This window comes from Microbulbifer celer (assembly GCF_020991125.1).
GTDB classification, from domain to species: Bacteria; Pseudomonadota; Gammaproteobacteria; order Pseudomonadales; family Cellvibrionaceae; genus Microbulbifer; species Microbulbifer celer.
Genome location: NZ_CP087715.1, coordinates 681,272 through 705,465, shown reverse-complemented (window position 1 = coordinate 705,465; position 24,194 = coordinate 681,272). Strand labels below are relative to the sequence as shown.

23 protein-coding genes are annotated in these 24,194 nt (G+C 59.2%); 12 read left to right on the top strand and 11 right to left on the bottom strand.

From position 1 onward, the window contains the following. Window positions 1–52: 52 nt before the first annotated feature. The 5 genes from hisD to LPW13_RS02710 form a co-directional block, all read right to left on the bottom strand. Window positions 53–1,363 carry a histidinol dehydrogenase gene (gene hisD, locus LPW13_RS02730; protein ID WP_230437918.1) on the bottom strand — a complete coding sequence of 437 codons (1,311 nt, stop codon included), beginning with the start codon at window positions 1,361–1,363 and terminating at the stop codon, window positions 53–55. Between the two features lie 108 nt (window positions 1,364–1,471). Further along, window positions 1,472–2,116, bottom strand: coding sequence for an ATP phosphoribosyltransferase (gene hisG / locus LPW13_RS02725; protein WP_230437917.1), 645 nt, complete (start codon window positions 2,114–2,116; stop codon window positions 1,472–1,474). A gap of 133 nt (window positions 2,117–2,249) precedes the next feature. Then, window positions 2,250–3,512: a UDP-N-acetylglucosamine 1-carboxyvinyltransferase gene (gene murA / locus LPW13_RS02720; protein WP_230437916.1), complete on the bottom strand. Its 1,263-nt coding sequence runs from the start codon at window positions 3,510–3,512 to the stop codon at window positions 2,250–2,252. Window positions 3,513–3,567: 55 nt separating this feature from the next. Beyond that, window positions 3,568–3,801 carry a BolA family protein gene (locus LPW13_RS02715; RefSeq protein ID WP_230437915.1) on the bottom strand — a complete coding sequence of 78 codons (234 nt, stop codon included), beginning with the start codon at window positions 3,799–3,801 and terminating at the stop codon, window positions 3,568–3,570. Window positions 3,802–3,891: 90 nt separating this feature from the next. Beyond that, complete coding sequence (locus tag LPW13_RS02710) at window positions 3,892–4,548, bottom strand: MlaC/ttg2D family ABC transporter substrate-binding protein (protein WP_230437914.1); 657 nt, start codon at window positions 4,546–4,548, stop codon at window positions 3,892–3,894. A 402-nt stretch (window positions 4,549–4,950) separates the two neighbouring features. On the opposite strand from LPW13_RS02710, the gene LPW13_RS02705 reads away from it, so the two are divergent. The 12 genes from LPW13_RS02705 to yjgA all read left to right on the top strand — a co-directional run bounded on the left by LPW13_RS02705 (window position 4,951) and on the right by yjgA (window position 14,804). Further along, window positions 4,951–5,922 carry a KpsF/GutQ family sugar-phosphate isomerase gene (locus tag LPW13_RS02705; protein WP_230437913.1) on the top strand — a complete coding sequence of 324 codons (972 nt, stop codon included), beginning with the start codon at window positions 4,951–4,953 and terminating at the stop codon, window positions 5,920–5,922. Window positions 5,923–6,057: 135 nt separating this feature from the next. Further along, window positions 6,058–6,594, top strand: coding sequence for a KdsC family phosphatase (locus tag LPW13_RS02700; RefSeq protein WP_230437912.1), 537 nt, complete (start codon window positions 6,058–6,060; stop codon window positions 6,592–6,594). A gap of 87 nt (window positions 6,595–6,681) precedes the next feature. Beyond that, window positions 6,682–7,245, top strand: a complete 564-nt coding sequence (gene lptC / locus LPW13_RS02695) for an LPS export ABC transporter periplasmic protein LptC (protein ID WP_230437911.1) — start codon at window positions 6,682–6,684, stop codon at window positions 7,243–7,245. Then, a complete protein-coding gene (gene lptA, locus LPW13_RS02690) occupies window positions 7,232–7,774 on the top strand; it encodes a lipopolysaccharide transport periplasmic protein LptA (RefSeq protein ID WP_230437910.1) in 543 nt (180 codons plus the stop codon). Before lptC ends, lptA begins: the two co-directional genes overlap by 14 nt. 155 nt (window positions 7,775–7,929) lie before the next feature. Beyond that, window positions 7,930–8,655, top strand: coding sequence for an LPS export ABC transporter ATP-binding protein (gene lptB / locus LPW13_RS02685; protein ID WP_230437909.1), 726 nt, complete (start codon window positions 7,930–7,932; stop codon window positions 8,653–8,655). A 210-nt stretch (window positions 8,656–8,865) separates the two neighbouring features. Continuing rightward, window positions 8,866–10,356, top strand: a complete 1,491-nt coding sequence (locus LPW13_RS02680) for an RNA polymerase factor sigma-54 (RefSeq protein ID WP_230437908.1) — start codon at window positions 8,866–8,868, stop codon at window positions 10,354–10,356. Window positions 10,357–10,526: 170 nt separating this feature from the next. Then, window positions 10,527–10,817: a ribosome hibernation-promoting factor, HPF/YfiA family gene (hpf, locus tag LPW13_RS02675; RefSeq protein WP_230437907.1), complete on the top strand. Its 291-nt coding sequence runs from the start codon at window positions 10,527–10,529 to the stop codon at window positions 10,815–10,817. A gap of 20 nt (window positions 10,818–10,837) precedes the next feature. Next, on the top strand, window positions 10,838–11,299 hold the full coding sequence (gene ptsN / locus LPW13_RS02670; protein ID WP_230437906.1) for a PTS IIA-like nitrogen regulatory protein PtsN: 462 nt from the start codon (window positions 10,838–10,840) through the stop codon (window positions 11,297–11,299). A gap of 93 nt (window positions 11,300–11,392) precedes the next feature. Beyond that, window positions 11,393–12,259, top strand: a complete 867-nt coding sequence (gene rapZ / locus LPW13_RS02665; protein ID WP_230437905.1) for an RNase adapter RapZ — start codon at window positions 11,393–11,395, stop codon at window positions 12,257–12,259. Between the two features lie 38 nt (window positions 12,260–12,297). After that, window positions 12,298–12,567, top strand: a complete 270-nt coding sequence (locus tag LPW13_RS02660) for an HPr family phosphocarrier protein (protein ID WP_230437904.1) — start codon at window positions 12,298–12,300, stop codon at window positions 12,565–12,567. 114 nt (window positions 12,568–12,681) lie between these two features. Next, window positions 12,682–14,049: a magnesium transporter gene (gene mgtE, locus LPW13_RS02655; RefSeq protein ID WP_230437903.1), complete on the top strand. Its 1,368-nt coding sequence runs from the start codon at window positions 12,682–12,684 to the stop codon at window positions 14,047–14,049. 224 nt (window positions 14,050–14,273) lie between these two features. Then, window positions 14,274–14,804, top strand: a complete 531-nt coding sequence (yjgA, locus tag LPW13_RS02650; RefSeq protein WP_230437902.1) for a ribosome biogenesis factor YjgA — start codon at window positions 14,274–14,276, stop codon at window positions 14,802–14,804. Window positions 14,805–15,087: 283 nt separating this feature from the next. Here yjgA and LPW13_RS02645 read toward each other — a convergent pair whose 3' ends face one another. The 6 genes from LPW13_RS02645 to mreC form a co-directional block, all read right to left on the bottom strand. Beyond that, window positions 15,088–15,918, bottom strand: coding sequence for a hypothetical protein (locus tag LPW13_RS02645; RefSeq protein ID WP_230439138.1), 831 nt, complete (start codon window positions 15,916–15,918; stop codon window positions 15,088–15,090). A gap of 187 nt (window positions 15,919–16,105) precedes the next feature. Then, window positions 16,106–20,461 carry a YhdP family phospholipid transporter gene (locus tag LPW13_RS02640; RefSeq protein ID WP_230437901.1) on the bottom strand — a complete coding sequence of 1,452 codons (4,356 nt, stop codon included), beginning with the start codon at window positions 20,459–20,461 and terminating at the stop codon, window positions 16,106–16,108. A gap of 69 nt (window positions 20,462–20,530) precedes the next feature. After that, window positions 20,531–22,018, bottom strand: coding sequence for a ribonuclease G (gene rng, locus LPW13_RS02635; protein WP_230437900.1), 1,488 nt, complete (start codon window positions 22,016–22,018; stop codon window positions 20,531–20,533). Window positions 22,019–22,033: 15 nt separating this feature from the next. Then, window positions 22,034–22,699 (bottom strand): Maf family protein, encoded by a 666-nt coding sequence (locus tag LPW13_RS02630; RefSeq protein ID WP_230437899.1) that lies wholly within the window; start codon window positions 22,697–22,699, stop codon window positions 22,034–22,036. A gap of 159 nt (window positions 22,700–22,858) precedes the next feature. Beyond that, window positions 22,859–23,338 carry a rod shape-determining protein MreD gene (mreD, locus tag LPW13_RS02625; RefSeq protein ID WP_230437898.1) on the bottom strand — a complete coding sequence of 160 codons (480 nt, stop codon included), beginning with the start codon at window positions 23,336–23,338 and terminating at the stop codon, window positions 22,859–22,861. 5 nt (window positions 23,339–23,343) lie between these two features. Next, a complete protein-coding gene (mreC, locus tag LPW13_RS02620; protein ID WP_407942013.1) occupies window positions 23,344–24,165 on the bottom strand; it encodes a rod shape-determining protein MreC in 822 nt (273 codons plus the stop codon). Window positions 24,166–24,194 lie beyond the last annotated feature (29 nt).

Sequence of the window (24,194 nt, the reverse complement as noted above, 5' to 3'; positions counted from 1 at the left end):
GGTGCCCGGACGCAGCGCGTTTTTCAGTAAGCCAGTAGTCTGTCGACAGCAATCAATCCTCGGCGACCCGGTATTCCGCCGAACGCGCATGCGCATCCAGCCCCTCTCCTCTGGCGAGGGTACTGGCGATCCGCCCCAGTTTGTCCGCACCTTCCGGGGAGCAGAAGATAATGGAGCTACGTTTCTGGAAGTCGTAGACCCCGAGTGGTGAGGAGAACCGCGCAGTACCGCTGGTTGGCAGAACGTGGTTGGGCCCCGCACAGTAATCCCCCAGAGCTTCTGCGGTGTGGCGGCCGAGGAAGATAGCGCCCGCGTGGCGAATCTGGGGGAGATACTGCTCCGGCGCATCGACCGAAACTTCCAGGTGCTCCGGCGCAATGCGGTTAGAGACTTCGATCGCCTGCGCAATATCCGACACCTGGATCAGGGCACCGCGCTCGCGAATGGACTGCGCCGCAATTTCCCGACGCGGCAGTTCTGCCAACAGCTTTTCCAGCGACACCGCAACCGCATCGAGAAATGCGGCATTGGGGCTCAACAGAATCGATTGCGCCTGCTCGTCGTGCTCCGCCTGGGACAACAGATCCATGGCAATCCAATCCGGATCGGTTTTTCCATCGCAAATCACCAGAATCTCTGACGGGCCCGCAATCATATCGATAGCGACCTGCCCGAAAACCGCCCGCTTGGCTGCGGCAACAAAAATGTTGCCGGGGCCCACGATCTTGTCGACACGGCCAATCGACTCACTGCCGTAAGCCAGTGCCGCCACCGCCTGGGCGCCGCCAATGGTAAACACTTCGTCTACACCGGCAATCGCGGCCGCCGCCAACACCAGGTCATTGAGCTGGTCGTCCGGCGCTGGCACCACCATGGACACGCAGTCCACCCCCGCCACTTTGGCGGGAATCGCGTTCATCAACACGGAAGATGGGTAACTCGCCTTGCCGCCGGGCACGTAGATCCCCACTCGCTCCATGGGCGAAATCTGCTGCCCGAGCACGGTGCCGTCCTCCTCCTGATACTGCCAGGAAGCCTGCAGCTGATGCTCGTGATAGCTGCGCACCCGGTCTGCGGCAGACTGCAGGGCCTGCCGCGACTCAGCGGGAATCCGCTCCAGTGCCGCGGTTAGTGCCGACTTATCAAGGCAGAACTCCCGCGCCGTTGTCAGTTGGCGGCGATCGAACCGATTGGTGTACTCGATGACCGCGGCATCGCCGCGAGCGCGCACCTGTTGAAGAATCTCCGCTACCGTGGCCTCAACGGCAGAATCCGCCACAGACTCCCAGGCCAGAAGTGCGTCGAGTTGTGTGGAAAAATCCCGACTGGAGGCGTCCAGTCGACGAATGGTTTTGCTCATCATATCCGTATCTGTCCGGGGCGGCCTCGCCAATCGAGGCGCCGCACATGCGAAAGCAGAATCACCAAGGCCTGGTGAAGCTGCCATTTTATCCTTACTGGAATCCGCTGATCAGAGGTCCTGCGCGCTTCTCGCGGCCACTGCCGCAGACAGTCGCTCGATCAACTCGCTGATAGGCGCATATTTCATCTTCATGGACGCTTTATTGACGATCAGTCGACTGCTGATCTCGGCAATACTGTCGCGCGCTTCCAATCCATTGGCCTTGAGGGTATTGCCGGTATCCACGATATCGACAATTTCGTCGGCCAGATCCATCAGCGGCGCCAACTCCATGGCGCCATAGAGTTTGATGATATCCGCCTGACGCCCCTGCGCCGCGTAAAACTGTTTCGCGGACTGCACGAACTTGGTCGCCACCTTGATACGTCCCTGAGGCAGGGATGCGCCTTTGATACCCGCTGTCATCAATCGGCAACGGGCAATATTGAGATCCAGGGGCTCGTAAATATTGCTGTCGTCGTGCTCCAGCAGATTATCCTTGCCGGCAACCCCGATATCCGCCGCGCCATGCTGAACGTAAGTGGGTACGTCGGACCCGCGCAGGATCAGCAACCGCACGTGCGGCTGGTTGGTAGGAAAAATCAGCTTGCGGCTGGTAGAGATATCCTCGGCGGGCTCCAGCCCGGCCTCCGCCAACAACGGCAAGGTTTCCTTGAGGATCCGGCCCTTGGTCAGAGCGATTGTGATCTGCATAGCGTTATATTTGGTCAGTTGGCGACTACTTGGTCAGGTGCGGCACTTTTAATCGGATGGCAACGCCCTGCCGCTTATTCCCTCCACTGCCAGCAGCCCCCCGCCGACAGTGGTGTCTCATCTTGTCGTCGGGTCACCCGGGGACACGACGAATATTCGCGCCCAGCTGGCGCAACTTTTCTTCAATACACTCATAGCCACGGTCGATATGGTAAATCCGGTCCACCGTAGTGGTCCCTTCCGCAATCATCCCCGCAATCACCAGGCTGGCAGATGCTCGCAGGTCCGACGCCATCACCGGCGCTCCCTTGAGCTTCTCCACCCCGGAGACAATCGCCGTGTTCCCCTCGAGAACGATATTCGCCCCCATGCGGTTCAGCTCATGTACCTGAATCAGGCGATTTTCAAAGATAGTCTCAACTACCGTGCCTTTGCCCTCGGCCACGGCATTCATTGCCATAAACTGCGACTGCATGTCGGTGGGAAAGGCGGGATAGGGCGCGGTGCGGAAACTGACGGCCTTGGGCCGATTGCCCTTCATGTCCAGTTCAATCCAGTTGTCACCGATACTGAGGTTGGCGCCAGCCTCCTCAAACTTGGCCAGCACGGCATCCAGTGTGTCTGCGCGGGCGTGCGTCAGGCGCACCTTACCACGGGCCGCCGCGGCGGCGGCAAGAAAGGTACCCGTCTCAATCCGATCCGGCATGACCGCGTAAGTGCAGGGGTGCAGGCGATCCACGCCATTGACACGAATGGTGTCGGTGCCGGCGCCTTCAATGTCCGCACCCATGGCGATCAGGAACTCCGCCAGGTCAACAATCTCCGGCTCACGCGCGGCATTGTGTAAAAGCGTGGTCCCCTCAGCGAGCACAGCTGCCATCAGCAGGTTCTCGGTGCCGCCAACGGTGACTTTCTCCATCACGATATTGGCGCCCTTGAGGCGGCCATTACTGCGCGCGCGGATAAACCCTTCATCGATGGTGATTTCCGCCCCCATGGCCTCCAGCCCCTTGAGGTGAATATCTACCGGACGACTGCCGATAGCACAGCCACCGGGAAACGACACATTGGCCACCCCGTGGCGGGCCAGCAACGGCCCTAGCACCAGAATCGAGGCGCGCATGGTTTTCACCAGCTCGTAGGGTGCTGTGAGCTCATTGACGGAACGGGGATCGATCTCTACCCCCAGGTTTTCGTCGACAGTAACCTCGGTTCCCATGCACCGCAGCAGGGTGATCATGGTGGTGATGTCATTGAGATGGGGCAGGTTCTGGATCCGTACCGGCCCATCCGGCAACAGCGCCGCTGCCAGAATGGGCAGCGCGGAATTCTTGGCTCCGGAAATTTTCAGCGTTCCGGAGATGGGGCTGCCCCCTTCGATAATCAGTTTATCCATGCGGTCCGAGGTCCAATTGCTAGGTCCAATTGATAGACCCAATTCTGAGCGCGGCTTACTGTCCGGCTTCTTCGGGGGTCAGGGTTTTCATCTGTACGGCGTGCAGTGTGCCGTCAGCAATTTTCTCGGAAAGCGCGCCGTAGACCATCTGTTGCTTTTTCAGGCGGCTGAGGCCGGAGAATGCGGCGCTTACAACGGTCAATTGCAGGTGGCTGCCTTCAAAGGCAACATCGACCTGGCTTCCGGGAATCTGCCCTTCGATCAGGGCTTTAATCTGTTCTGGTTGCATAGGCGGGAATAAAGGCTCGGTTGGAAATCAGCGCGCAAGTGTACTGGAATAAGACCGGCTTCGCAGCCGGCCCTCGTTATCAACCAGCAATCAGCCCACTTCGCCAGCAACTTTGTCAGCCGCCGACCAACTGGCAATTACCTTGTCTATATCGCCGCCGTTAGCCTGCATTGACTGGGCAAACTGGCCGCGGAAGGTTTTACCCAGATTGACACCATTGAGGATCACATTGATCAGCTTCCACTGGCCACTGCGATTGCGCACCAGGGTATAGGAGACCTTGGTCAACCCCTCATTGCTACGCACTTCCTGCAATACATTGACGCGATTGCCGCTGGGCGCCGAGCCCGGGTTAACCACCTTCACGTCCAGGTCACCAAACGTCGCCACACCACGGGCAAAAGTAGCTACCAGATCGCGACGGAAAGCCTTGGCAAAGCGCGCGCGCTGATCCGGGGTCGCCTGCTTGGCGTAGCGCCCCATCACACCGCGGGCGATAAAATTGAAGTCCACCACCGGTTCCAGCACCCGATCCACTGCACTGTAATAGCGCTGCGGGTTGGATTTCAGATGCTGCCCATTCGAACGGATAACGCCCAGCAGATCGCTGGAAACCCCTTCAATCATCGAATAAGGGTTCTGTGCCGCACTGGCCACTGGCCCCCAACTACAGAACAGGAAAACGGCAATCACTGCCTGAAACAGGCGAGCAGAAACGGATGAAACTGGCAAAATACGTGCGCTCACAAAATATCTCCCATGTGGCAAGTCGTCCCTTGGATGCGCGAGGCGCGAAAAAGTGTCATGGAGGCGCTGATTTTTTCGCGAACACGCCGTTCGCGCTCAATCAGACGCCGCGGCTGACAATAGCGGCGGCAAACTATACCATGGCGGCGCTCCGGACAAGCAGGACTCGGTCACTGATTGGATCCGAATGGCGGGGCGCGACTCATTTTCATTGCCAAACCACTGGAGCCTGCTAAAAGGTTAGCATGTCAACCAGAGTGCGGCGCCTGAGTGCGCGACCACAGCCTCGGCCTCCGACACCGGGCCACAGCGTATATCGCGAGCAATACTACCCCGCGGAAGTCTCTTAACTGAAGAACAGTCCGCCCCTACCAAAGAAGCCAGAAGCAGACAGAGTTACCCATGGCTACAGAACTGACCATAGAGGCCGGCCGCCGCACCATACGTATGGAAACCGCCGCGGTCGCAGCACTGGAACAGCGTATCGATAGTGATTTTCACCGAGCGTGCGAACTGATCCTGCAATGCAAGGGACGCGTGATTGTTTCCGGCATGGGTAAATCGGGGCATATTGGCCGCAAGATTGCCGCTACCCTCGCCAGCACCGGCACACCCAGCTTTTTTGTCCACCCTGGTGAAGCCAGCCACGGGGACCTGGGCATGATCACCCGCCAGGACCTGGTGATTGCGATCTCCAACTCCGGCAGCTCCGGCGAGGTACTGACCCTACTGCCGCTACTCAAACGTCTGGGTATCCCCTTGGTGAGCATGACAGGAAAAGCGGATTCACCGCTGGCCCAATCTGCAGATGTCAACCTGAACATTGCGGTGGATACCGAGGCCTGCCCACTCAATCTGGCCCCCACCTCCTCGACCACCGTCACCCTGGTAATGGGCGACGCTCTGGCAGTAGCACTGCTCGAAGCCCGCGGCTTTACCGCTGAAGACTTCGCCTTTTCTCATCCAGGCGGTGCACTGGGACGACAGCTGCTGCTCAAGGTGGATGATGTGATGCACAAGGGAGACGAGCTCCCCCAGGTCAGCCCCGACACCCTCCTGTCCACAGCGCTGCTGGAAATGACCAGCAAGGGGTTCGGCATGACCACCATCGTAGATACCGCCGGCCAGCTGCTGGGAGTCTTCACCGACGGCGACCTGCGTCGGGTCATCGACCAGCAGATTGAGCTGGGTACCGCCACTATGGATCAGGTGATGAGCCGGCATCCGAAAACTGTGTCAGCGCAAACCCTGGCAGCACAGGCCCTGCGGATAATGGAAGACAACAAGATCACCGCGCTGGTTGTCGAAGATCCCGAGAATCACCCTGTAGGCCTGCTGCATATGCACGACATTTTGCGCGCGGGCGTTATCTGAACCCAACCAATAGCTGAACAAACTTCCCGTAGCTTGCACCACACTGTACCTGCAGCGGGCAGGCGACGGATAACGCGAAAACTGAAAGTGCGGCAGATAAGTGCGGCAAACACCTGAAACCACTAAGGAACACACGTGATCCCGGAAGAGATCCTGCAACAGAAGCTCGCCAAAGTACGCCACCTTGTCCTCGACGTCGATGGTGTCCTTACCGACGGCAAACTGTATTTCGACAACAGCGGCAACGAACTGAAAACTTTTCACACCCTGGACGGTCACGGTATTAAGATGCTGCAACAATCCGGTGTGGCGGTTGCCATTATCACCGGCCGCCGCAGTGGCCTGGTGGAGAAACGCGCGCACGATCTGGGGATCACCCGCTTGATCCAGGGCCGCGAAGACAAATATACCGCCTTCAAAGAGCTCTTCGCCGGAGAAAGCTACGACCTGGACAACATCGCCTATATTGGCGATGACTATCCGGATCTTCAGGTCATGACCCGGATCGGTTGCCCGATTGCAGTCCCCAATGCCGCGCCGCCAGTGCTGGAGCGCGCAATCTGGGTAACCACCCGGCAGGGCGGCGAAGGCGCCGTACGCGAGGTATGCGACCGCATCATGCAGGCCCAGGGCACATTTGATGCCGCCCTCGCCCCCTATATTGCGGAATAAGCAGTCACTGAACAGACAGTCACTGCACAAACAACCCCACGGCAATCCGCCCGTTTAACGGAAACAAGACTCAGGAAACAAGCCTACATGCGCACCTGGCTGCCACTGGTCATTGTGGTCTCACTGATTACCCTCGGACTCTGGTTTGTCGAGAGCCCGAGCCAGCCCCTGCTCGGCAAACGCCCGACTCAGCAGCAGCACAACAAGGCCCCGGACCTGGTTATCCGCGATGCCCGCACCCGCCATTACGGTGTAGAAGGCACCCTCGCCTATCAGGTGGACGCGGACCGCATCACTTTTTTCCAGTTTGCCCGCCGCGACCGCGCCGAACTGACGGAGCCCCGCATGATGTTCTATCAGGGAGAGGACTCCCGCTGGCGCACGGAATCCCGCACCGGTACCGCCATCAACAACGGACAGCGCGTAATCCTGAAAGGCAAGGTTGTGGTCAGCGAAATGCCACAGCCAGGCATCACCCTGCGCACGGATGAAATTGTACTCAAGCCCCGGGATGAATTCGCCGAAACGGACAAAGTTGTTACCATTAGTGACGGCGTCAACCGCACCACCGGCAAGGGCATGCGGGCTGACCTCAAACAAGACAAGGTAGAAATTCTGGCCAATGTGGAAAGCCGCTATGAAACCCATTGAATCCGCCCTCCCTCTGAAGCTGGCGCTGGGCACTGCCCTGCTGGTCTCTGCTCTACTCGGCAACCCCGCGCTGGCGCTACCTGGCGACCGCCAACAGCCGGTCAAGGTGTCGGCGGATAAACTCGAAGCCAATCGCAGTCAAAACCTGTCGGTCTATATCGGCAATGTGGTCATCACCCAGGGCTCCATGCAGATTCGCGCGGACCGGGTGGAAGTGCACGGCAACCCGGAAGGAGAGATCAACAAGGTAATCGCCACCGGCAAGCCAGCCCACTTCCAGCAGCAAGTGAAAGAGAGCACCAGCCCGGTAAAAGCCCGCGCACAGAAAATTGAATTCATGGTGGGCAAGGATTCCCTACTACTGACCGGCCAGGCCCATGTGGATCGCGATGGCAACACCCTGACCGCTGAACGGATCGATTATGACCTCAACAGTGAACAGATGCAGGCCCAGGGACGCTCGGAAAAAGAGCGGGTAGAAATGATCTGGAAACCGGAGTCCAAGCCGCAACCAGACAACAATCAATAAGTCCCTGATCAGTACCCCCTGACAGCAGCCCTCACCCCGCCGGACAGACTGCCCGGCGGATGCCACTGCAGCTCGCGGCGCCACTGGTACAGAGCCACTCCATCAGTCATGATTTAACCGCGGCGATAGCAGCCCCGGGAATTGCGGAAAATATTATGCCAACGCTGAGAGCGTTACATCTCGCCAAACAGTACAAGAAGCGCAAAGTCGTACAGGACGTGTCCGTCAGCGTCACCAGCGGTCAGGTCGTTGGTCTTCTGGGACCGAATGGCGCCGGCAAAACCACCTGCTTCTACATGATTGCCGGGCTGGTCCAGGCCGACGCCGGACAGGTTCTGATTGACGGCGAAGACATTACCAGCCTGTCCATGCACGGACGCGCACGCAAGGGTATCGGCTACCTGCCCCAGGAAGCCTCGGTTTTCCGCCGCCTGTCCGTACAGGACAATATTCTGGCCATCCTGGAAACCCGCAAGGACCTGAACCGCAGCCAGCGGCAGGAACAGCTGGAAGCCCTACTGAAGGAGTTCACCATTACCCATATCCGGGCAAGCCTGGGTATGGCCCTCTCCGGTGGTGAGCGCCGCCGGGTGGAAATCGCACGCGCACTGGCCACCAACCCCGCGTTTGTACTGCTGGACGAACCCTTCGCCGGGGTCGACCCCATCTCGGTGGGAGATATCAAGCAGATCATCCGACACTTGCGAGACCGGGGTATCGGCGTTCTGATCACCGATCACAACGTGCGCGAAACCCTGGATATCTGCGAAACCGCCTATATCGTCAGCGAGGGTCACATCATCGCCTCCGGCGCCCCCGCCGATGTACTGGCCAACAAGCAGGTACGCGATGTCTACCTGGGACACGAGTTCACAATTTGAGCGACTTTCGCATCAGTCATCCTCAACTTTGCCAGTCAGGTTGACGCTCATCACACTAATCACTTTTTCCTACCAGCACTGCTGATATTTTCGGCACACTTTTTGCTTGTGTTCCGTTTTTCTCCGGGGTAGTCTGCAGAAATCGAGTAATACGCCGCCCACTGTTCGGCGAAATCGCCTTTTGCCAGCATTTTCTGCGAATACAACCCTATGAAGCAGTCACTCCAGTTAAAACTCGGCACCCAGCTGACCATGACGCCCCAGCTGCAACAGGCCATTCGCCTGCTGCAGCTGTCGACGCTGGATCTACAACAGGAGATCCAGTCCGCGCTCGACAGCAATCCGCTCCTGGAATCCGAACAGGATGATCACGGCAGTGAAGCCGAACCCCAGCAACAGAACCAGCAGCAGGCCGAACCCCAGAACAACGGACAGGACAGCGCCGGCGAACGCAGCGAATCCACTGCCGATAGCGCCAATGGTACCGATGGTGCCGACGGCGACTGGAGCAGCGAAATTCCCGATGACCTGCCGGTGGACACCCACTGGGACGACATCTACACCAGCAGTTCCAGCTACACCGGTGAAGGCGACGAACTGTCACTGGACCAGCGCAATGCGGTCTCGGAGAGCCTGCGGGACCACCTCCAATGGCAACTGAACCTCACCGCACTGTCCGATGCCGACAAACAGATCGGTGAGTTGCTGATCGACGCCATCTCAACCAGCGGCTTTCTGGAGATCCCGACCGAAGAACTGGCCGCCGCCCAACAGGTGGACGAGGATGAAGTTCTCGCGGTCCTGAAAACCATTCAGCAATTCGAACCGGTCGGCTGTGGCGCCCGCGACCTGCGCGAAAGCCTGTTATTACAGCTGCAACAACTGCCGGATCACACCCCCTGGTTGCCCCAGGCGTTGATCGTAGTGGAGCAATACCTGGATCTGCTGGGCAAGCGCGACTTCCGCCAGCTGAGCCGGCGTACCCGCCTGAGCGAAGCGCAACTGGGCGAGGTCATGCGCCTGATCCAGACCCTGACCCCTTATCCCGGTGAGGCCTTTGGTGGCGAGGAGCCACATTACGTGGTGCCGGACGTAATCGTCAGCCGTAAACAGCAGCGCTGGGTAGTGGAACTGAACCCTGAAACCACCCCCAAGCTGCGTATCAATGACACCTATGCTGCGCTGATCAAACGCGCTGACAACTCCAGCGAGAACAATTACCTGCGTGACAATCTGCAGGAGGCGCGCTGGTTTCTGAAAAGCCTGCAGAGCCGCCACGAGACCCTGCTCAAAGTGGCCAGCTGCATTGTAGAAAAACAACAGGGCTTTTTTGAACAGGGACCGGAAGCAATGAAACCCATGGTGCTGGCCAATGTGGCAGAAACCATCGGCATGCACGAATCCACCATTTCCCGGGTCACCACCCAGAAGTACATGCTCACTCCCCGGGGGGTGTTTGAGCTCAAGTACTTCTTTTCCAGCCACGTAAGTACCGACTCCGGCGAGGACGCCTCCTCCACCGCCATTCGCGCACTGATCCGCAAGCTCATCGATGCCGAACCGCCGCGCAAACCCCTGTCGGACAACAAGATCACCCAGGAGCTGGACACCCAGGGCATCAAGGTCGCTCGCCGCACCGTGGCCAAGTATCGGGAGTCCATGGGCATTCCTTCCTCCAGCGACAGAAAACGGCTGGTTTAGCGACTACCCTGAGAGTGACTCTCTCCCCCAAATCGGTTCTTAGCGCGCCAATCTGCACGACCAATGACCACTGGGCGAGTGTATCCTTCCATTCTGGCGAACTTCCTAGTAGGGTTGCCGCCCTGACAGGGGGTGCCGCCGTTTGTGTTGTACCCGAAGAGGAGAAATCCATGCAGATCAATATCAGTGGCCACCATGTGGAAGTCACACCGGCCATTCGCGATTACTGCCTGAACAAACTGGACAAACTCTCCCGCCACCACGATCTGATCACCAATACCGAGGTGATTCTGTCTGTTGAGAAACTTATCCAGAAAGCCGAGGCCCGTGTACACGTGAACGGCAAGGATGTGTTTGCAGACTCGGAGTCAGAAGACATGTACGCTGCGATCGATGGCCTCACCGATAAACTGGACCGACAGCTTCTCAGACACAAAGAAAAGTTACGCAGTCACCGTTAGATACCAGTAACCGCTAAGTTATGACATTGGAAGCATTACTCTCTCCCCGCCTGAGCCTGTGCCATTTGGCGGGGAGCAGCAAAAAAAAGCTGCTCCTCAATATCGCCCAGGCGATTTCAGAGCAATACCCGGAACTGGACTCCGATACCGTATTCAACCAGCTCGTGGCCCGAGAGCGCCTGGGCTCCACGGGCATCGGTGACGGCGTGGCCATTCCCCACTGCCGTCTGCCGGGCTGCGAAAAGCCGATCGGGGTGCTGTGCACCACATCCCCGGCGGTTGATTTTGATGCCATCGACCGCCAGCCGGTAGACCTGCTGTTTGCCTTGCTGGTACCAGAAGATTCCGAACAGGAACACCTGGATACCCTGGCAGAGATCGCCGCCCTGTTCAGTGACAGTCGCGTGCGCGAAAAGCTGCGTGAGGCGGATTCCAGCGATGCACTCTATGCACTGGCCATCAACAGCGCCGCCGCGGCATAATTAGCAGAATCTTCATTGACAACGCCCGGGCAACCGGGCACTGGGTGGGCAAAACACCAGTAATCCCCACAACCAGCAAGGAGTGCTCGATTCATGCGTCTGGTCATAATCAGTGGTCGCTCGGGCTCCGGTAAAAGCTCAGCCCTGCAACTGCTGGAAGATGTCGGCTTCAATTGTATCGACAACCTTCCCGCCAGCCTGCTGCCGGAACTGGTCAGGCGTGTCTCCGAGGAGCCGCAGCAGGAAAACCGGGAAATCCAGCTCGCGCTCGGTATCGATGCCCGCAACCTGTGGCACGATGTCAACAAGGCCCCCAAGGTCATCCGCGAACTTCGTGAAAGTGGCGTCGACTGCGACGTAGTGTATCTGGACGCCCGCTCCCCGGTGCTGGTACAGCGTTTCAGCGAAACCCGCCGCAAACACCCACTGTCAGACAGCCGCACCCATTTGCTGGAAGCCCTCAACCGCGAGAAAGAGATGCTGGCACCGCTGGCGTCCATGGCCGACCTGGTAGTAGATACCAGCAGCCTCAGCCTGCACCAGCTGCGCGACCAGATAAAATCCCGGGTGGTGGGTAAAGACTCCCCCGGCATGGCCATTCTGTTCCAGTCGTTTGGCTTCAAACACGGCGTGCCGGTAGACGCAGACCTGGTGTTCGATCTGCGCTGCCTGCCCAACCCCTACTGGGTAGAGGAGCTGCGCAACAAAACCGGTATGGACCCGGAGGTAGCGGAGTTTCTGCGCTCCCACGAAGAGACCGAAGCCATGCAACGGGATATCACCCATTTTCTGGAGCGCTGGCTGCCGTCATACCAGCAGAGCAATCGCAGTTACACCTGCGTCGCCATCGGCTGCACCGGCGGCCGGCATCGCTCGGTCTATATGGTGGAGCAGCTCGCGAAGACCTTTGCCAGCCAGTTCAAAAACATACAGATTCGCCACCGCGAGCAACAGAAATAGCCCGGCCCCGGCCAGTAACAGTCACTACAGATCCGTCCATGCAAAAAAGCCGCATCACCATCATCAATAAACTCGGTCTGCACGCCCGCGCCGCAAGCAAACTGGCACAGACCAGCGCACGCTTCTCCTCTGAAGTGAAAGTGTTATGCCAGGGGAAGTCCGTGGACGGCAAAAGCGTGATGGCACTGATGCTGCTGGCGGCCGGAAAAGGCGTCGAGCTGGAACTGGAGATCGATGGCCGCGATGAAGAAGCCGCGCACGAGGCAATCTGCACGCTGATCAACGACCGCTTTGGCGAGGGTGAGTAACCGCCTTCCCGGCGATTTCGCCCCTGAGCCTGTCCCCCGCCTGCGGCAATATCTCCCCGCGCCGCTGGCGGCTATAATCACCCCATTTCGAATCAACGGTTCCGCAGGTATTCCGTGCCCAACAACGCTCCCACCGACATCGAGTTCCGCACCCAGAGCCAACTGGGGGAACTCTATGCGGCCCTGGACAGCGGCACCGGACGTGAAGTGCAGCGCATGCTGCACACCCTGTCCCCGCAGAATATCGCCGAGTTGCTGGAAAGTTCACCGCCACGTATTCGCCAGCTACTGTGGAAGCTGATCGATAGCGACGTTGAGGGGGAAGTACTCCAGGAGCTGCCGGACGAAGTACAGGCACAGATCCTCGCCACCATGGACACCGATGAAATGGTGGCGGTGATGGAAGGGCTCGACGCCGACGACGTGGCAGACCTGCTGCAGCAGCTGCCCGAGCGGGTGATGGGCGAAGTGCTCTCCGCCATGAGCGAAAACGACCGCCAGCGAGTAGAGCGCGTCCTGCCTTACGATGAAGAGACCGCTGGCGGCCTGATGGACACGGATACCGTATCCGTGCGACCCAATCTGCCGCTGGAAGTGGTACTGCGCTATCTGCGCCGCCACGAGCGGCTTCCGGAATCCACCGACAGCCTGTTTGTGGTCAACCGGCGCGATCAGTTTATCGGCCTGCTGCCCCTGACCAAACTGCTCACCTCCTCACCCAATGCCACGGTGCGCGAAGTGATGACCACGGATGTAAAGCCGATCCCCGCAGATATGCCGGATGCGGAAGTGGCACAGCTGTTTGCCAAGTACGACTGGATCACCGCGCCGGTGGTAGACGGTGAAGACCGGCTGCTGGGACGGATCACCATTGATGACGTGGTGGACGTCATCCGCGAAGATGCGGATCACTCGCTGATGAGTCTAGCTGGCCTCGACGAGGAAGAAGACACCTTTGCGCCGATCATCCGCACAGCGCCACGGCGCGCTGTCTGGCTCGGCATCAACCTGCTTACGGCACTGCTCGCGTCCTGGGTCATCAACCTGTTCCAGGGCACCATCGACAAGGTGGTGGCGCTGGCGGTGCTGATGCCGATTGTAGCCAGTATGGGGGGCGTAGCAGGCAGCCAGACCCTGACGGTGGTGATCCGCGGTATGGCTCTGGGGCAGATCGGGCGCAGCAATCTGCGCTGGCTGCTGTCCCGGGAGCTGGGGACCGGTGCCCTGAACGGTATCCTGTGGTCTGCGGTTATGGGGGGCATTGCCGCGCTGTGGTTTGGGGATTGGCGCATTGCGGTGATTATCATTGCCGCGATGCTGATCAATCTGATTACCGCGGCGGTGGCCGGCGCGATACTACCGGTAGTATTGCGCGCGCTGCGCATTGATCCGGCCCTGGCCGGCGGGGTCGCGCTAACCACGGTGACCGATGTAGTGGGCTTTCTGTCCTTTCTCGGCCTGGCGACCTGGTTTTTTGCCTGACCCGAGATTGATCGCCGCAGAGAACAGAGTTAGTGGCGGCGGTGCTGCCGGGGATAGCTTTGTGAGACACGCCGTGAACCCATCCCTGGGGGCTCGGCTGCGGCCGTCCTGGCCGCAGACGGTCTCACAAAGCTATCCCCGGCAGCACCACCTTCCCGGCAAGCTTCTGTGCATTTCAGTAGCCAAAGCAGCCACCAGAATTTAAATTGTTTTAGAGAACTTTCATGCGCCATTCTGACAACGTTGACGACTACGATGAATTTGACGGGGACGAGCCCAAGAGCAAAACCCAGGTCAAACAGGAAATGCACGAGCTGCAGGATCTGGGCAAACAACTGACCGAGCTGAACCCCGTCCAACTGGCGGAAATACCGCTGGATGACGATCTGCGCGAGGCCATCGAGACCATGCGCCGGATCAAATCCAATGAGGCACGCCGCCGGCAGTTGCAGTACATCGGCAAGCTGATGCGCAAGGTGGATACGGATCCGATTGAGGCGGTGCTGCAAAAGCGCAAGGAGATGGATCAACAACACCTGCGTTTTGATCGCATGGCGGAAGACTGGCGCGGGCGGTTACTGGAACAGGGCAATGAGGCCCAGAGTGCATTTTTTGATGCCTACCCCAACGCAGATCACCAGCAGTTGCGCTCTTTGATTCGCGAAGCGAAAAAGGAAATTTCCCACAACAAACCGCCTTCCAGCCAGCGCAAGCTGTTCCGTTATCTGCGGGACTTTTTTATGCAGGAGGCGTAACGCCTTTCATGCTTTGGCGCTTCGAAATTCGCATCGTGGCGGCGATGCTGCCGGAGATAGGTTTGTGAGACACGCCGTGAACCCATCCCTGGGGGCTCTGCAAAAACATCCCTGTTTTTGAAGGTCTCACAAACCTATCTCCGGCATCACCGCCTTCGCATTTGCCACCTGCGTCATAAACGCCTTTAAACACTAACGGCGTTTTCCCAGAAAATTGAATGTGAAGGTGACAGTACCCAGTAGCGCCACCACCCAAACTATCTACGAAACACGCCAAGAAAGATTACTCAGCGCTGGTCTCAGCCTGCCATTCAAACAGGTTCATCTCGATAAAGAAGAAGGCCACCAGCCACAGGAAGGCGTCCCAGAAATCCAGGAAACTGCCGTTGATGCCCCAGTAAATCGCACACAGCAGCAGGGTGAAGTACAGCAACCCTTTGATCACAGAGGAATAGCGCATCACCGCGTCGGAGAGCTGGTGGCGCAGCTGCAGCCAGACGTCAAAGGCGAGGATGGCCACCACCAACAACCAGGCGCCAGCATTGATCACATCCACCCAGGCCAGCCACTGGATCTCCCGCCAGATCGCCGCATCCCCCACAATCTGGGTATCCGCAAGGCGCAGCAGCTGACTGTCCGCCAGGCCGCCACAGTTGGCCGCGGTCAGCGCGGTATATTCATCCTGCTCCAGCACCATGGACCAGCCGCCCTGCCCCGCCAGGTCACAGGCAGAAGCACTGGCCGGCAACAGGTGGGTCAGAGAAACCATCTCGGAGAAGTAACCGTAGAAGGAGTAGGCAATAATCACGTAACAGGTGGCGGAGGTGATATTGAGTAGCCATTTGATCCCCCCCTTGATCCGCTCGTCCGACAGGGTCCAGGTTTCGAGCTCGAAAACCAGCAACAATACCACCCACGCCAGGGTATCGATGGTGTCGTTATAGGCTTCGATTATCTTGCCCAGACTGAGCCCGTCGGCAAACACGGTGCTGGCGGCAGCGTGATTTTCGAGAAAGAAGGCATACACGTTGTATGCCAGTAGACAATAAACCGCGTATTTGAACAGGCGGAACAGCCCATAGCGGGTCACGGAAATTCCGGCCAAAGAGACCACCTCGGACATCGGCGCACACCTCAGACTTCTATTATTGTTGATTTTGATCTTGTAAACGCCAATATCGAACAATTATTCAGTTTTTTCAACCAGCGGCAGGATTTATTGCGGCTGTTTGCAGTGTAAATGTGCTGCTTATCAAGTAATGGCGGGAAAGTCTCACCCAGTCAATCCCGCAAATACTCAATCAGCCCGCGCCCACCGGCGAAGTGTATTCCATCACCGGGGGGGGATCTGCCGGCTGTACGCTCGGTCCTGAAGCGGCGTCTGCGCGCTGCTCAGGCACCGGCGCGTCATCTGGGGATGGGTTTGGGGATAGGTTTTGCGCCTCTTCACGCCGACGGGCACTTTCGGCCACCGCACTGGCGCCTTCCCGCCCCGCAGCGCCGTCGTCAAACATCCGGTCGAAGCGCACTTTCGGATCCACCCACTCTCCACTGATGCGATAACTCACACTGGCGACCCGATCCACCTGTTTTTTGAATACCTTACTGATCAGGTAGACACCTGCCGCTGCCGGCAGGCCGCCGGCAAGGGCCGCGACAAAGGCGAGGTTGTTGCCAACCGGGAGGGTTGCCACCAGTGTCAGGTTGAGATCTTCACGCTGAAGGTTCACCCGCCCCGCCATCTGCAGTTCACTGGTCGGCCCCTCCACCTGAATCGGCACCGCAATCAGCAACTCGCCATCGCCTTCGAAATATACCTCGCCGTGTACACGGTCAAAGGTCAGCCCGCTCTGAACCAGATCGGAGAAATCCAGCCGCAGACGCCGCGCCCAGGTATCGAAGTTGAACAGAGACAGCAAACGCAGCAGTGACGTGCCTGCGTTGTCGCTGGCACGCAGGAAGCGTCCGCTGCGGATATCGATGCCTATCTCACCGGTGAGGTCGTTGATGCTGGCCATGGCGGGAGAGCCATCCCAGCGCAGTGCGGTGTCAAATTTCGCACTCCGGCTCTCGATGGCTGCCTCCTGCCCCCAGGACTGGAGTACATTCCCCAGGTCGCCACCGCTCAGGCGGCCAATAAACTGTGAGAATTCGCGCCCCTCTTCACCACGCACCCACATCAGCTGTGCACCGAGGCCACCGCCTCTCTCACCGCGCCCTTCGATCTGCACTCCGCGGAAACTGCCCTGGATTTCACTGACGACCAGGCGATCGGCAGAGGGCCGCAGTCGGAACGACCAGGGACCATGCTGCTCATCCCCCACCTGCAGTTGCCTGGTGGAGAAGTCCACCATCGGCAATGCGGAAAAATCGAATGCGGCCAGAGGATCTACTTTATCCACAACCTCACCGACCGAGGCGGCTTGTGGCGACTCAGCAGCGGGATCTCCCACCTCTTCAGACGCTTTTTCCAACCCGGGCAAGCGCAGATGCTTCAGTGTCAACTGCAATGGCGTAGCCGCGTTCAGCACGCCACTGACTGCACCGGTCGCCATTTCGCTGTCGAACTGCAGCTGCCAGTCCTGGCCCAGTCCGCGGCCCCCTACATGAATATTGTCAATCTGGACCTTGTCCGACAGGCGCAATTGATCCGTGCTCAGGTCCAACCGTACCGGAATGGGCGCTTCACTGGCGAGCACTGCCGGGGGATAGCCCTCTGGATCCTGTGCGCGCTCTACGGCTGCCTGGCTGGAGGAAGCGGGCGGAGGGGAGGATTCCGCGGTGCCCGCCGACATTGCTTCTTTATCACGCGCTTCGTTGCCGTATATGGCCAACGCCTCGCGCCAGGGTTGCAAATCCACCACAGACAGGTCACCGACAATGGATATTTCCTGCGTCGACGGCAGTCTCGCCTCGGCATTGAGTGCTATGGCGGCGCGGTCCAGGGCGCCGTCCACCTGCCAGATCTGCCCTTCAAGATGCTCACCGTAACTCAGGTGATAGAGATTTCCCTGCTCACCAATAGGGACCCGGAGTACAAAACGGCTCTTCTCTCCAGCAGGCTTGCCCAGCGGAGCGGGCAGGTTCACCGCCACCTGCTCCAGATCGGAATTGAGTTCCAGAACGGCAGAGTAGGGTTTCTCCCGCGCTCGGGCGGGGATAGTAACCCGGGCGTTGTATTCGAGGTCCCCCGTAAGCCATTCCAGCTCCGGACGTCGGCTCCAGCGCGCGATCGCGTCGGTGCCGGCTTCGCCCTCAATCACCACCTGGGTATCGCGCATCCCCTGGTCGTCCACATGCTGAATATGCGCGCGCAATGGCCGTTGCCACAATTGCCCGTTGAGGTCGGTACCCTCGAGGCCGGTTTCCGTGTCGTAATGTACGGCGCCGCTCAATGCCTCGAATTCCAGGTTGAGATTCTGCATCGCCAGCTGGCCATCACTCAGAGAAAGCGACACCGACTGGTGGGGACTGCCACCGGCACCACCCAGCGGTTGCGAGAGTTTCAGCTGGCCTTGCAGCCCGCCCTGTAACGTCCACGCATCAAACGCCGTCCCCAGTTGTTCACGCAGCGGCGACTCCTGCAGCAACCGCAGCCCATCGGCAGCCGGGCCGGATGCATCCGCGCTCACCTGCAGCAGCGAACCATGCTCCGCGGGGGTCACCATCACCTGTACATTTTTTGCCGACAACCGCCACAATCGGGCGCTCGGTGCTTCCACTGTCACTGTGCGGTCATTGATTTCCAGGTGCCCATTGATATCTTCGGCTGTTGGCCAGCCATCGGCAAACTCGAGCGCGCTATCCCGAATATCCGCCTGAAGCTGTACCGTCTGGCGCGCTTCGTGCTCCCCCAGGGCGAGTAATGCGGCATCTTCACCACTGCGGTAGTTGTATCCGCGATAGATAATTCCGGCGCGGGGAATAACGCCGCTGTTTTGCTTACCGACACCGCGATTCAACCAACTGCGCAGATCATCACTGACGGTAAAGGGCACCAGATCGCGCTGGCGGCTGACGGGAACATCTTTCAGCCCCAGCGCCAGTGTAAAATCTGCCGCGCGGCTGAACGGCACTTTGGGCAGCTGCAATAGAAACTGACCGCTGTATACGCCGTCGTCGTTTTGCAGCGACAGAGGGCCGGAGTACACCGCAACCGCGTTGTCGGTACTGTCTATCTCCCAGGCAACGGTACCGCTGGCGCGGGTGAACACGAACGGCTGGTCGTACAGTTTCGGAAAGTGCGCACTGAAGCCCTGGTCACTGGCGAGCTCAACGCGGCCCCCATGGCTGTCCAGGGTCAGGTAGCCGTTGACCCCGGTAACCGCGGGGGCCCCCCGGTGAGCGCCGGCAGAGACGTTCAACAGGTTGGCAGCGAGCTGCAGCTCACCATCCTCGGCACGGGAAAAGCGCAGATTCTTCAGTTGCCCGCCGGGTGCCAGCGCGGTGAGCCACTCGTCGGCTTTTTCCGGCAACAGCTCCATCTGACGCAACAGATGATGCCAGGCCTGCAACTCGATCTGATCCAACGCCAGCTGCAGCCCCTCGCCGTCGTTACCGCTGGCCTGCAGGTTGATTTTCGGAACCTCCAGCTGTGCCCAGTTGAGAGTCAGCTGCTGGAGTACCAGCTCCCAGGAGTGTCCCGGCTGCCAGTGGCCGGAGATATTACTGGACAGCGCCTCCAGGGGGTTAAGCCCGCCGCCCGGCTCCGTATCAGATTGCGCTTCAGTGGCCGCGGCATCGCCGGCATCCTCACCGCTGGCGCCGTCTCCCATCTGTGACAGATTCAGGCTTCCACTGACGCTATAACCGTCTTCCGGGTTGGAAGCCAGCCACAACCGTCCGCCGGCGAGCTTGCGGCCGGACCAGCGCAGCTTGTCAGGTAGCGGAGACAGACGGAACAGCAGATCCACCAGATCGCGATCTACCAGCAATTCGTTGAGCTGCACATATCCCTTGAGCGAGAAATCGTCTTCACGGCGCGGATCGCCATAGCCTTCCAGTACCAGACGCAGACTTTCCTCGCCGTAATGCAGGCTCTCCATGGCACCAGAGACAAATGCCCGCGCCACCAGGCGGTGAAATCCACCCGCATTTTCCAGCTGAACCTCAGGCAGCTCCAGCTCCGCCGTCTGGCCATCCGCCAACGTGAGGTCGAAGTGCGCATCGCGAATCAGTACCTTGGGGCTCAGCTGAAAGATCCGCGCCGGATCTCCCAATACGCGTCGGGATTTTCCATTGGCGTCGCCAGCGCTCGCTGCGCGGGGAAACCCGTATACCTGCCAGCCAGTGCCTCCCTGCTCGAGGCGTGCGCTAAAGCCATCCACCTCCAGGTTTTTCCAGATCAGTTCGCGGTTCCACAGGCTGGCCAACAGATCCAGATGAAACAGGCCACGCTCCAGCGCCACCTGACCTTCGCCACCGATCTTGAGACCGTCGATTTGAAGTGCCACCTCCAGAGCCTGCCAGCGCAACGCGATGTGCTCCACGGTGACCGGCGCACCAAGGCGCTGGGAAAACCAGTCACCGATCTCGCCGCTGTATTCTCCTACCCGGGGCGACAGCAGGCGTCCGGTCTGCACCAGAATCGCCAGCGCTACCACCAGCGCCACCACCAGTAACCAGAACTTTCGCGCAAACCAGCGCAACCAGGTCATCGAAGCGCTCCTCCGATGACCTGCGGCCACCGCGCACACAAGAAGCTGTGCGCAGGCGCGTGTAAAGGTTTACACCAGTACAATGTCGTACTGCTCCTGGTTATAAATGGGTTCCACCTGAAACTGGATCGGTCGGGCAATAAACTCTTCCAGGTCCGCTACATTGGCGGACTCTTCATCCAACAGCAGATCGATCACCACTTGCCCTGCCAGCACCATGATCTTGTCGCTGTCGTAGGCCCGCGCTTCGCGGATAATTTCGCGGAAAATCTCGTAGCACACAGTTTCCGGGGTCTTGAGCGTACCGCGCCCCTCACACACGGGGCACGCCTCACACAATACCTGCCCCAGGGATTCCCGGGTGCGCTTGCGTGTCATTTCTACCAGCCCCAACTCGGACACACCGGTAATACTGCTTTTGGCGTGATCCCGTTCGAGTGATTTTTCCAGTGTGCGCAACACCTGACGCTGATGCTCGGCATCCTGCATATCGATAAAATCGATAATGATGATGCCACCCAGATTGCGCAGCCGCAGCTGCCGGGCAATGGCGGTCGCAGCCTCCAGGTTGGTCTTGAAAATGGTTTCTTCAAGATTGCGGTGGCCGACAAACGCACCGGTGTTCACATCGATGGTGCTCATGGCCTCGGTCTGCTCCACAATCAGGTAACCGCCGGATTTGAGCGTGACCTTGTTCTCCAGCGCCTTGCGGATCTCCTCTTCGACCCCATACAGGTCGAACAGTGGCCGCTCCCCCGGATAGTGTTCGATGCGCCCGGCGATTTCCGGAGCGTATTTACCGGAGAATTTTGCCGCGCGGGCGTGGGCCTCGCGGGAGTCAATACGGATTTTCTCGGTATGCGGGCGCGCCAGATCCCGCAGTGCGCGCATAAACAGCGGCAGATCTTCGTAGATGATCGCGGGTTCTTTCTCAGATTTGATGCGCTGCTCGAGTTCGTTCCAGAGCTTGTACAGAAAGGGAATATCCCGCAACAGCTCCTCTTCACTCACGCCTTCGGCCACGGTGCGCAGGATAAAACCGCCGTTGCCGGTGTGGCCCTCTTCCTTGAGGCGCGCCGATGCCACATCCACCAGCTCGCGCAATCGCTCGCGCTCTGACTCATCTTCGATTCGGTTGGATATACCCACGTGACGGGTCTGGGGCATATACACCAGATAGCGTGCAGAAACAGAGAGATGGGTGGTCAGTCGCGCGCCCTTGCTACTGATGGGGTCTTTGACCACCTGTACCACCAACGATTGGCCTTCGCGCACCAGAGCGCGGATATCCGCGACCTCACCGTCACGGGATTCCATGCCCTCGTCGTCCAGGGGGGCGATATCGGAGGCGTGAATGAATCCGGCGCGTTCGAGACCGATATCCACAAACGCCGCCTGCATGCCCGGCAACACCCGCACTACCTTGCCCTTGTAGATGTTGCCGACAATGCCCCGACGCGCGCTGCGCTCCAGGTACACTTCCTGCAGCACGCCGTTTTCAACCAGCGCGACGCGGGTTTCCATGGGCGCCACATTGATCAGTAATTCTTCACTCACGGCCGGACCTCCTGTCTAAAGCGCACGGGATGGGGTGTGGGGTGGTGTACGTGGTGGCATGGAGGATGACGCGCGTTTATCAAACTGCCAGTAGGCAATACCCACCTGTTCCAGCAGCGGTGCCAGGGTTTCCACAGGCAACCCCACCACATTGCTATAGCTACCACTGATGGATTCAACCAACAGCGCGCCCATCCCCTGAATGCCATAGCCACCGGCCTTGTCCAGAGGCTCACCGGTTTCCCAGTAGGATTCGATCAGGCGCCGGTCGAGACGACGAAAACGCACCCGGGTCTCCACCAGGCGACGGTGTACCTCACCGGCACTACACAGGCAGATCGCGGTCAGCACAGAGTGCTCTCTGCCTGACAACAGACGCATCATGCGGGAAAAATCGGTGAAATCCCGCGGTTTCTCCAGGATCTCCCCATCGACCACCCCCAGTGTGTCGGCACCCAGCGCCCACAATCCGGGCTCTCCATCGGCAATCGCGAGCCCCGCACGCGCCTTCTCCTCCGCCAAACGCTGACCATAATCTGTGGGGGATTCACCAATACCGCGCACCTCTTCCACATTGGTGGCAGCCGATGAAAAGGGAACGCCGATCTGGATCAATAGCTGGGCGCGCCGGGGCGAGGCGGACGCAAGGAGCAGACGATTGCGAGAGACAGTTTCAGGCACAGGCACTACTTATATTGTTGTGTTATCAGAGGTTTCAGAGGGCTGATTATAGCGGCATCGGCTGAAATTTGATCGCCCTTTGCAGGGGATTTACACGGCTTTACACCCGGCACTTCAAAAATAACCGGCGATATGACCGGATGGATCACTTGCTGAGTCTCAGCGCACCTGTAACCGGTAGGTCATCCGCTGCAGCCACGGCGTCACCAGAGGCCACAACAGCGCAGTGGTCAGAGCCGGCCACAGGAAAACCAGCCCCGGCACCGGCCTGCCGGCCAGACTGTGCACCCAGTTACCGAGTAACTGGTTGATACCGACCAAAACAAACACCCACATCAGCTGCTGACCGGGATTGAATGCCCGGGTCCGCTGGTAAGTCAGCAGGCTGAAATAGGCCAGAACACTCAGGGCCAGTGCGTGGGCGCCCAGCGTGGCGCCGGTGACGACATCTTCCGTCAGCCCAACCAACCAGGCAAACCCGACCCCAAGTTCCTGAGGCATGCGTGTGGTCCAGAAAATGACCAGCAACGCACAGAAGGAGGGCCTGAACCACAGCCACTCTTGCGGCAGCGGCATCACCGCCAGCAGAAGGGCGATGACGAAAGTAAGCAGAATGAACCAGCGGTTGTGAGCGCCCATCACGATTATTCCTGACCGATGACGGCCAGCACGAAGCGGCTGCGGTTCATCCGTCCCCGTGGCTGGACATCCACTTCGGCAAACGCGCGCCCGGGATCCCGCTGAACCGCAATAACCTCGCCCACGGGGTAACCCGCCGGGAAGCGCCCGCCGAGACCGGAGCTCAACAACAGATCACCCTCGCGGATATCACTGGTATTGGCCAGGTGGCGCAGTTTCAGGCGATACAGGTCGCCAGTACCCTCCGCCACCGCGCGCACACTGTTGCGCAGCACCTGAACCGGCAGCGCGTGATTGGCGTCGGTGATCAACAATACCCGACTGGAGGAACCGCCGGCCTCGATCACCTGCCCCAGCAGCCCGCTGGCATCCATGATCGCGGTGCCCTGACGGACCCCGTCATTGCGACCTTTATCAATAATCAGGACATGCTCCAGGGGATCCGGGGAAACGCCGATGACCTGGGCCACCAACACCCGCTCATCGACACTCTCGGCGGAATTCATCAACTCCTTGAGCTGGGTGTTCTCGGCCTTCGCCGATGCCAGCTGCTGCGCCTGTTGCTCCAGAAGCAACACCTGGCGCTTGAGTCGACCGTTCTCTTCCAGCAGCTCTTCGCGCGTGCGCAACTGCTCGCCGGCCCAGTCCCCCACGCGGGATGGGGTATCGGTAATCCAGTAGAAAGGGGCCGCCAGGCTGGCTACCCGCTCGCGAACCGGGTCCAGCCAATCGGTATAGATACTGATGACAATCAGCGCAGCCGCGGCCAACCCCAGCACGATGATGCGGGATTCCGGCGACGGGCCTCGGGTGAATAGCGGTTTAATGGGCAGCTCCCATTAACAGGTCAGATTTC

What these genes read in the sequence shown, in the direction of transcription:
- lptA (WP_230437910.1), top strand. Translation starts at nt 7,232, where the DNA reads ATGAAACCCATTGAATCCGCCCTCCCTCTGAAGCTGGCGCTGGGCACT.
- LPW13_RS02705 (WP_230437913.1), top strand. Translation starts at nt 4,951, where the DNA reads ATGGCTACAGAACTGACCATAGAGGCCGGCCGCCGCACCATACGTATG.
- hpf (WP_230437907.1), top strand. Translation starts at nt 10,527, where the DNA reads ATGCAGATCAATATCAGTGGCCACCATGTGGAAGTCACACCGGCCATT.
- rapZ (WP_230437905.1), top strand. Translation starts at nt 11,393, where the DNA reads ATGCGTCTGGTCATAATCAGTGGTCGCTCGGGCTCCGGTAAAAGCTCA.
- hisD (WP_230437918.1), bottom strand. Translation starts at nt 1,363, where the DNA reads ATGATGAGCAAAACCATTCGTCGACTGGACGCCTCCAGTCGGGATTTT.
- LPW13_RS02640 (WP_230437901.1), bottom strand. Translation starts at nt 20,461, where the DNA reads ATGACCTGGTTGCGCTGGTTTGCGCGAAAGTTCTGGTTACTGGTGGTG.
- lptB (WP_230437909.1), top strand. Translation starts at nt 7,930, where the DNA reads ATGCCAACGCTGAGAGCGTTACATCTCGCCAAACAGTACAAGAAGCGC.
- mreD (WP_230437898.1), bottom strand. Translation starts at nt 23,338, where the DNA reads ATGGGCGCTCACAACCGCTGGTTCATTCTGCTTACTTTCGTCATCGCC.
- lptC (WP_230437911.1), top strand. Translation starts at nt 6,682, where the DNA reads ATGCGCACCTGGCTGCCACTGGTCATTGTGGTCTCACTGATTACCCTC.
- LPW13_RS02715 (WP_230437915.1), bottom strand. Translation starts at nt 3,801, where the DNA reads ATGCAACCAGAACAGATTAAAGCCCTGATCGAAGGGCAGATTCCCGGA.
- LPW13_RS02660 (WP_230437904.1), top strand. Translation starts at nt 12,298, where the DNA reads ATGCAAAAAAGCCGCATCACCATCATCAATAAACTCGGTCTGCACGCC.
- ptsN (WP_230437906.1), top strand. Translation starts at nt 10,838, where the DNA reads ATGACATTGGAAGCATTACTCTCTCCCCGCCTGAGCCTGTGCCATTTG.
- yjgA (WP_230437902.1), top strand. Translation starts at nt 14,274, where the DNA reads ATGCGCCATTCTGACAACGTTGACGACTACGATGAATTTGACGGGGAC.
- hisG (WP_230437917.1), bottom strand. Translation starts at nt 2,116, where the DNA reads ATGCAGATCACAATCGCTCTGACCAAGGGCCGGATCCTCAAGGAAACC.
- LPW13_RS02680 (WP_230437908.1), top strand. Translation starts at nt 8,866, where the DNA reads ATGAAGCAGTCACTCCAGTTAAAACTCGGCACCCAGCTGACCATGACG.
- murA (WP_230437916.1), bottom strand. Translation starts at nt 3,512, where the DNA reads ATGGATAAACTGATTATCGAAGGGGGCAGCCCCATCTCCGGAACGCTG.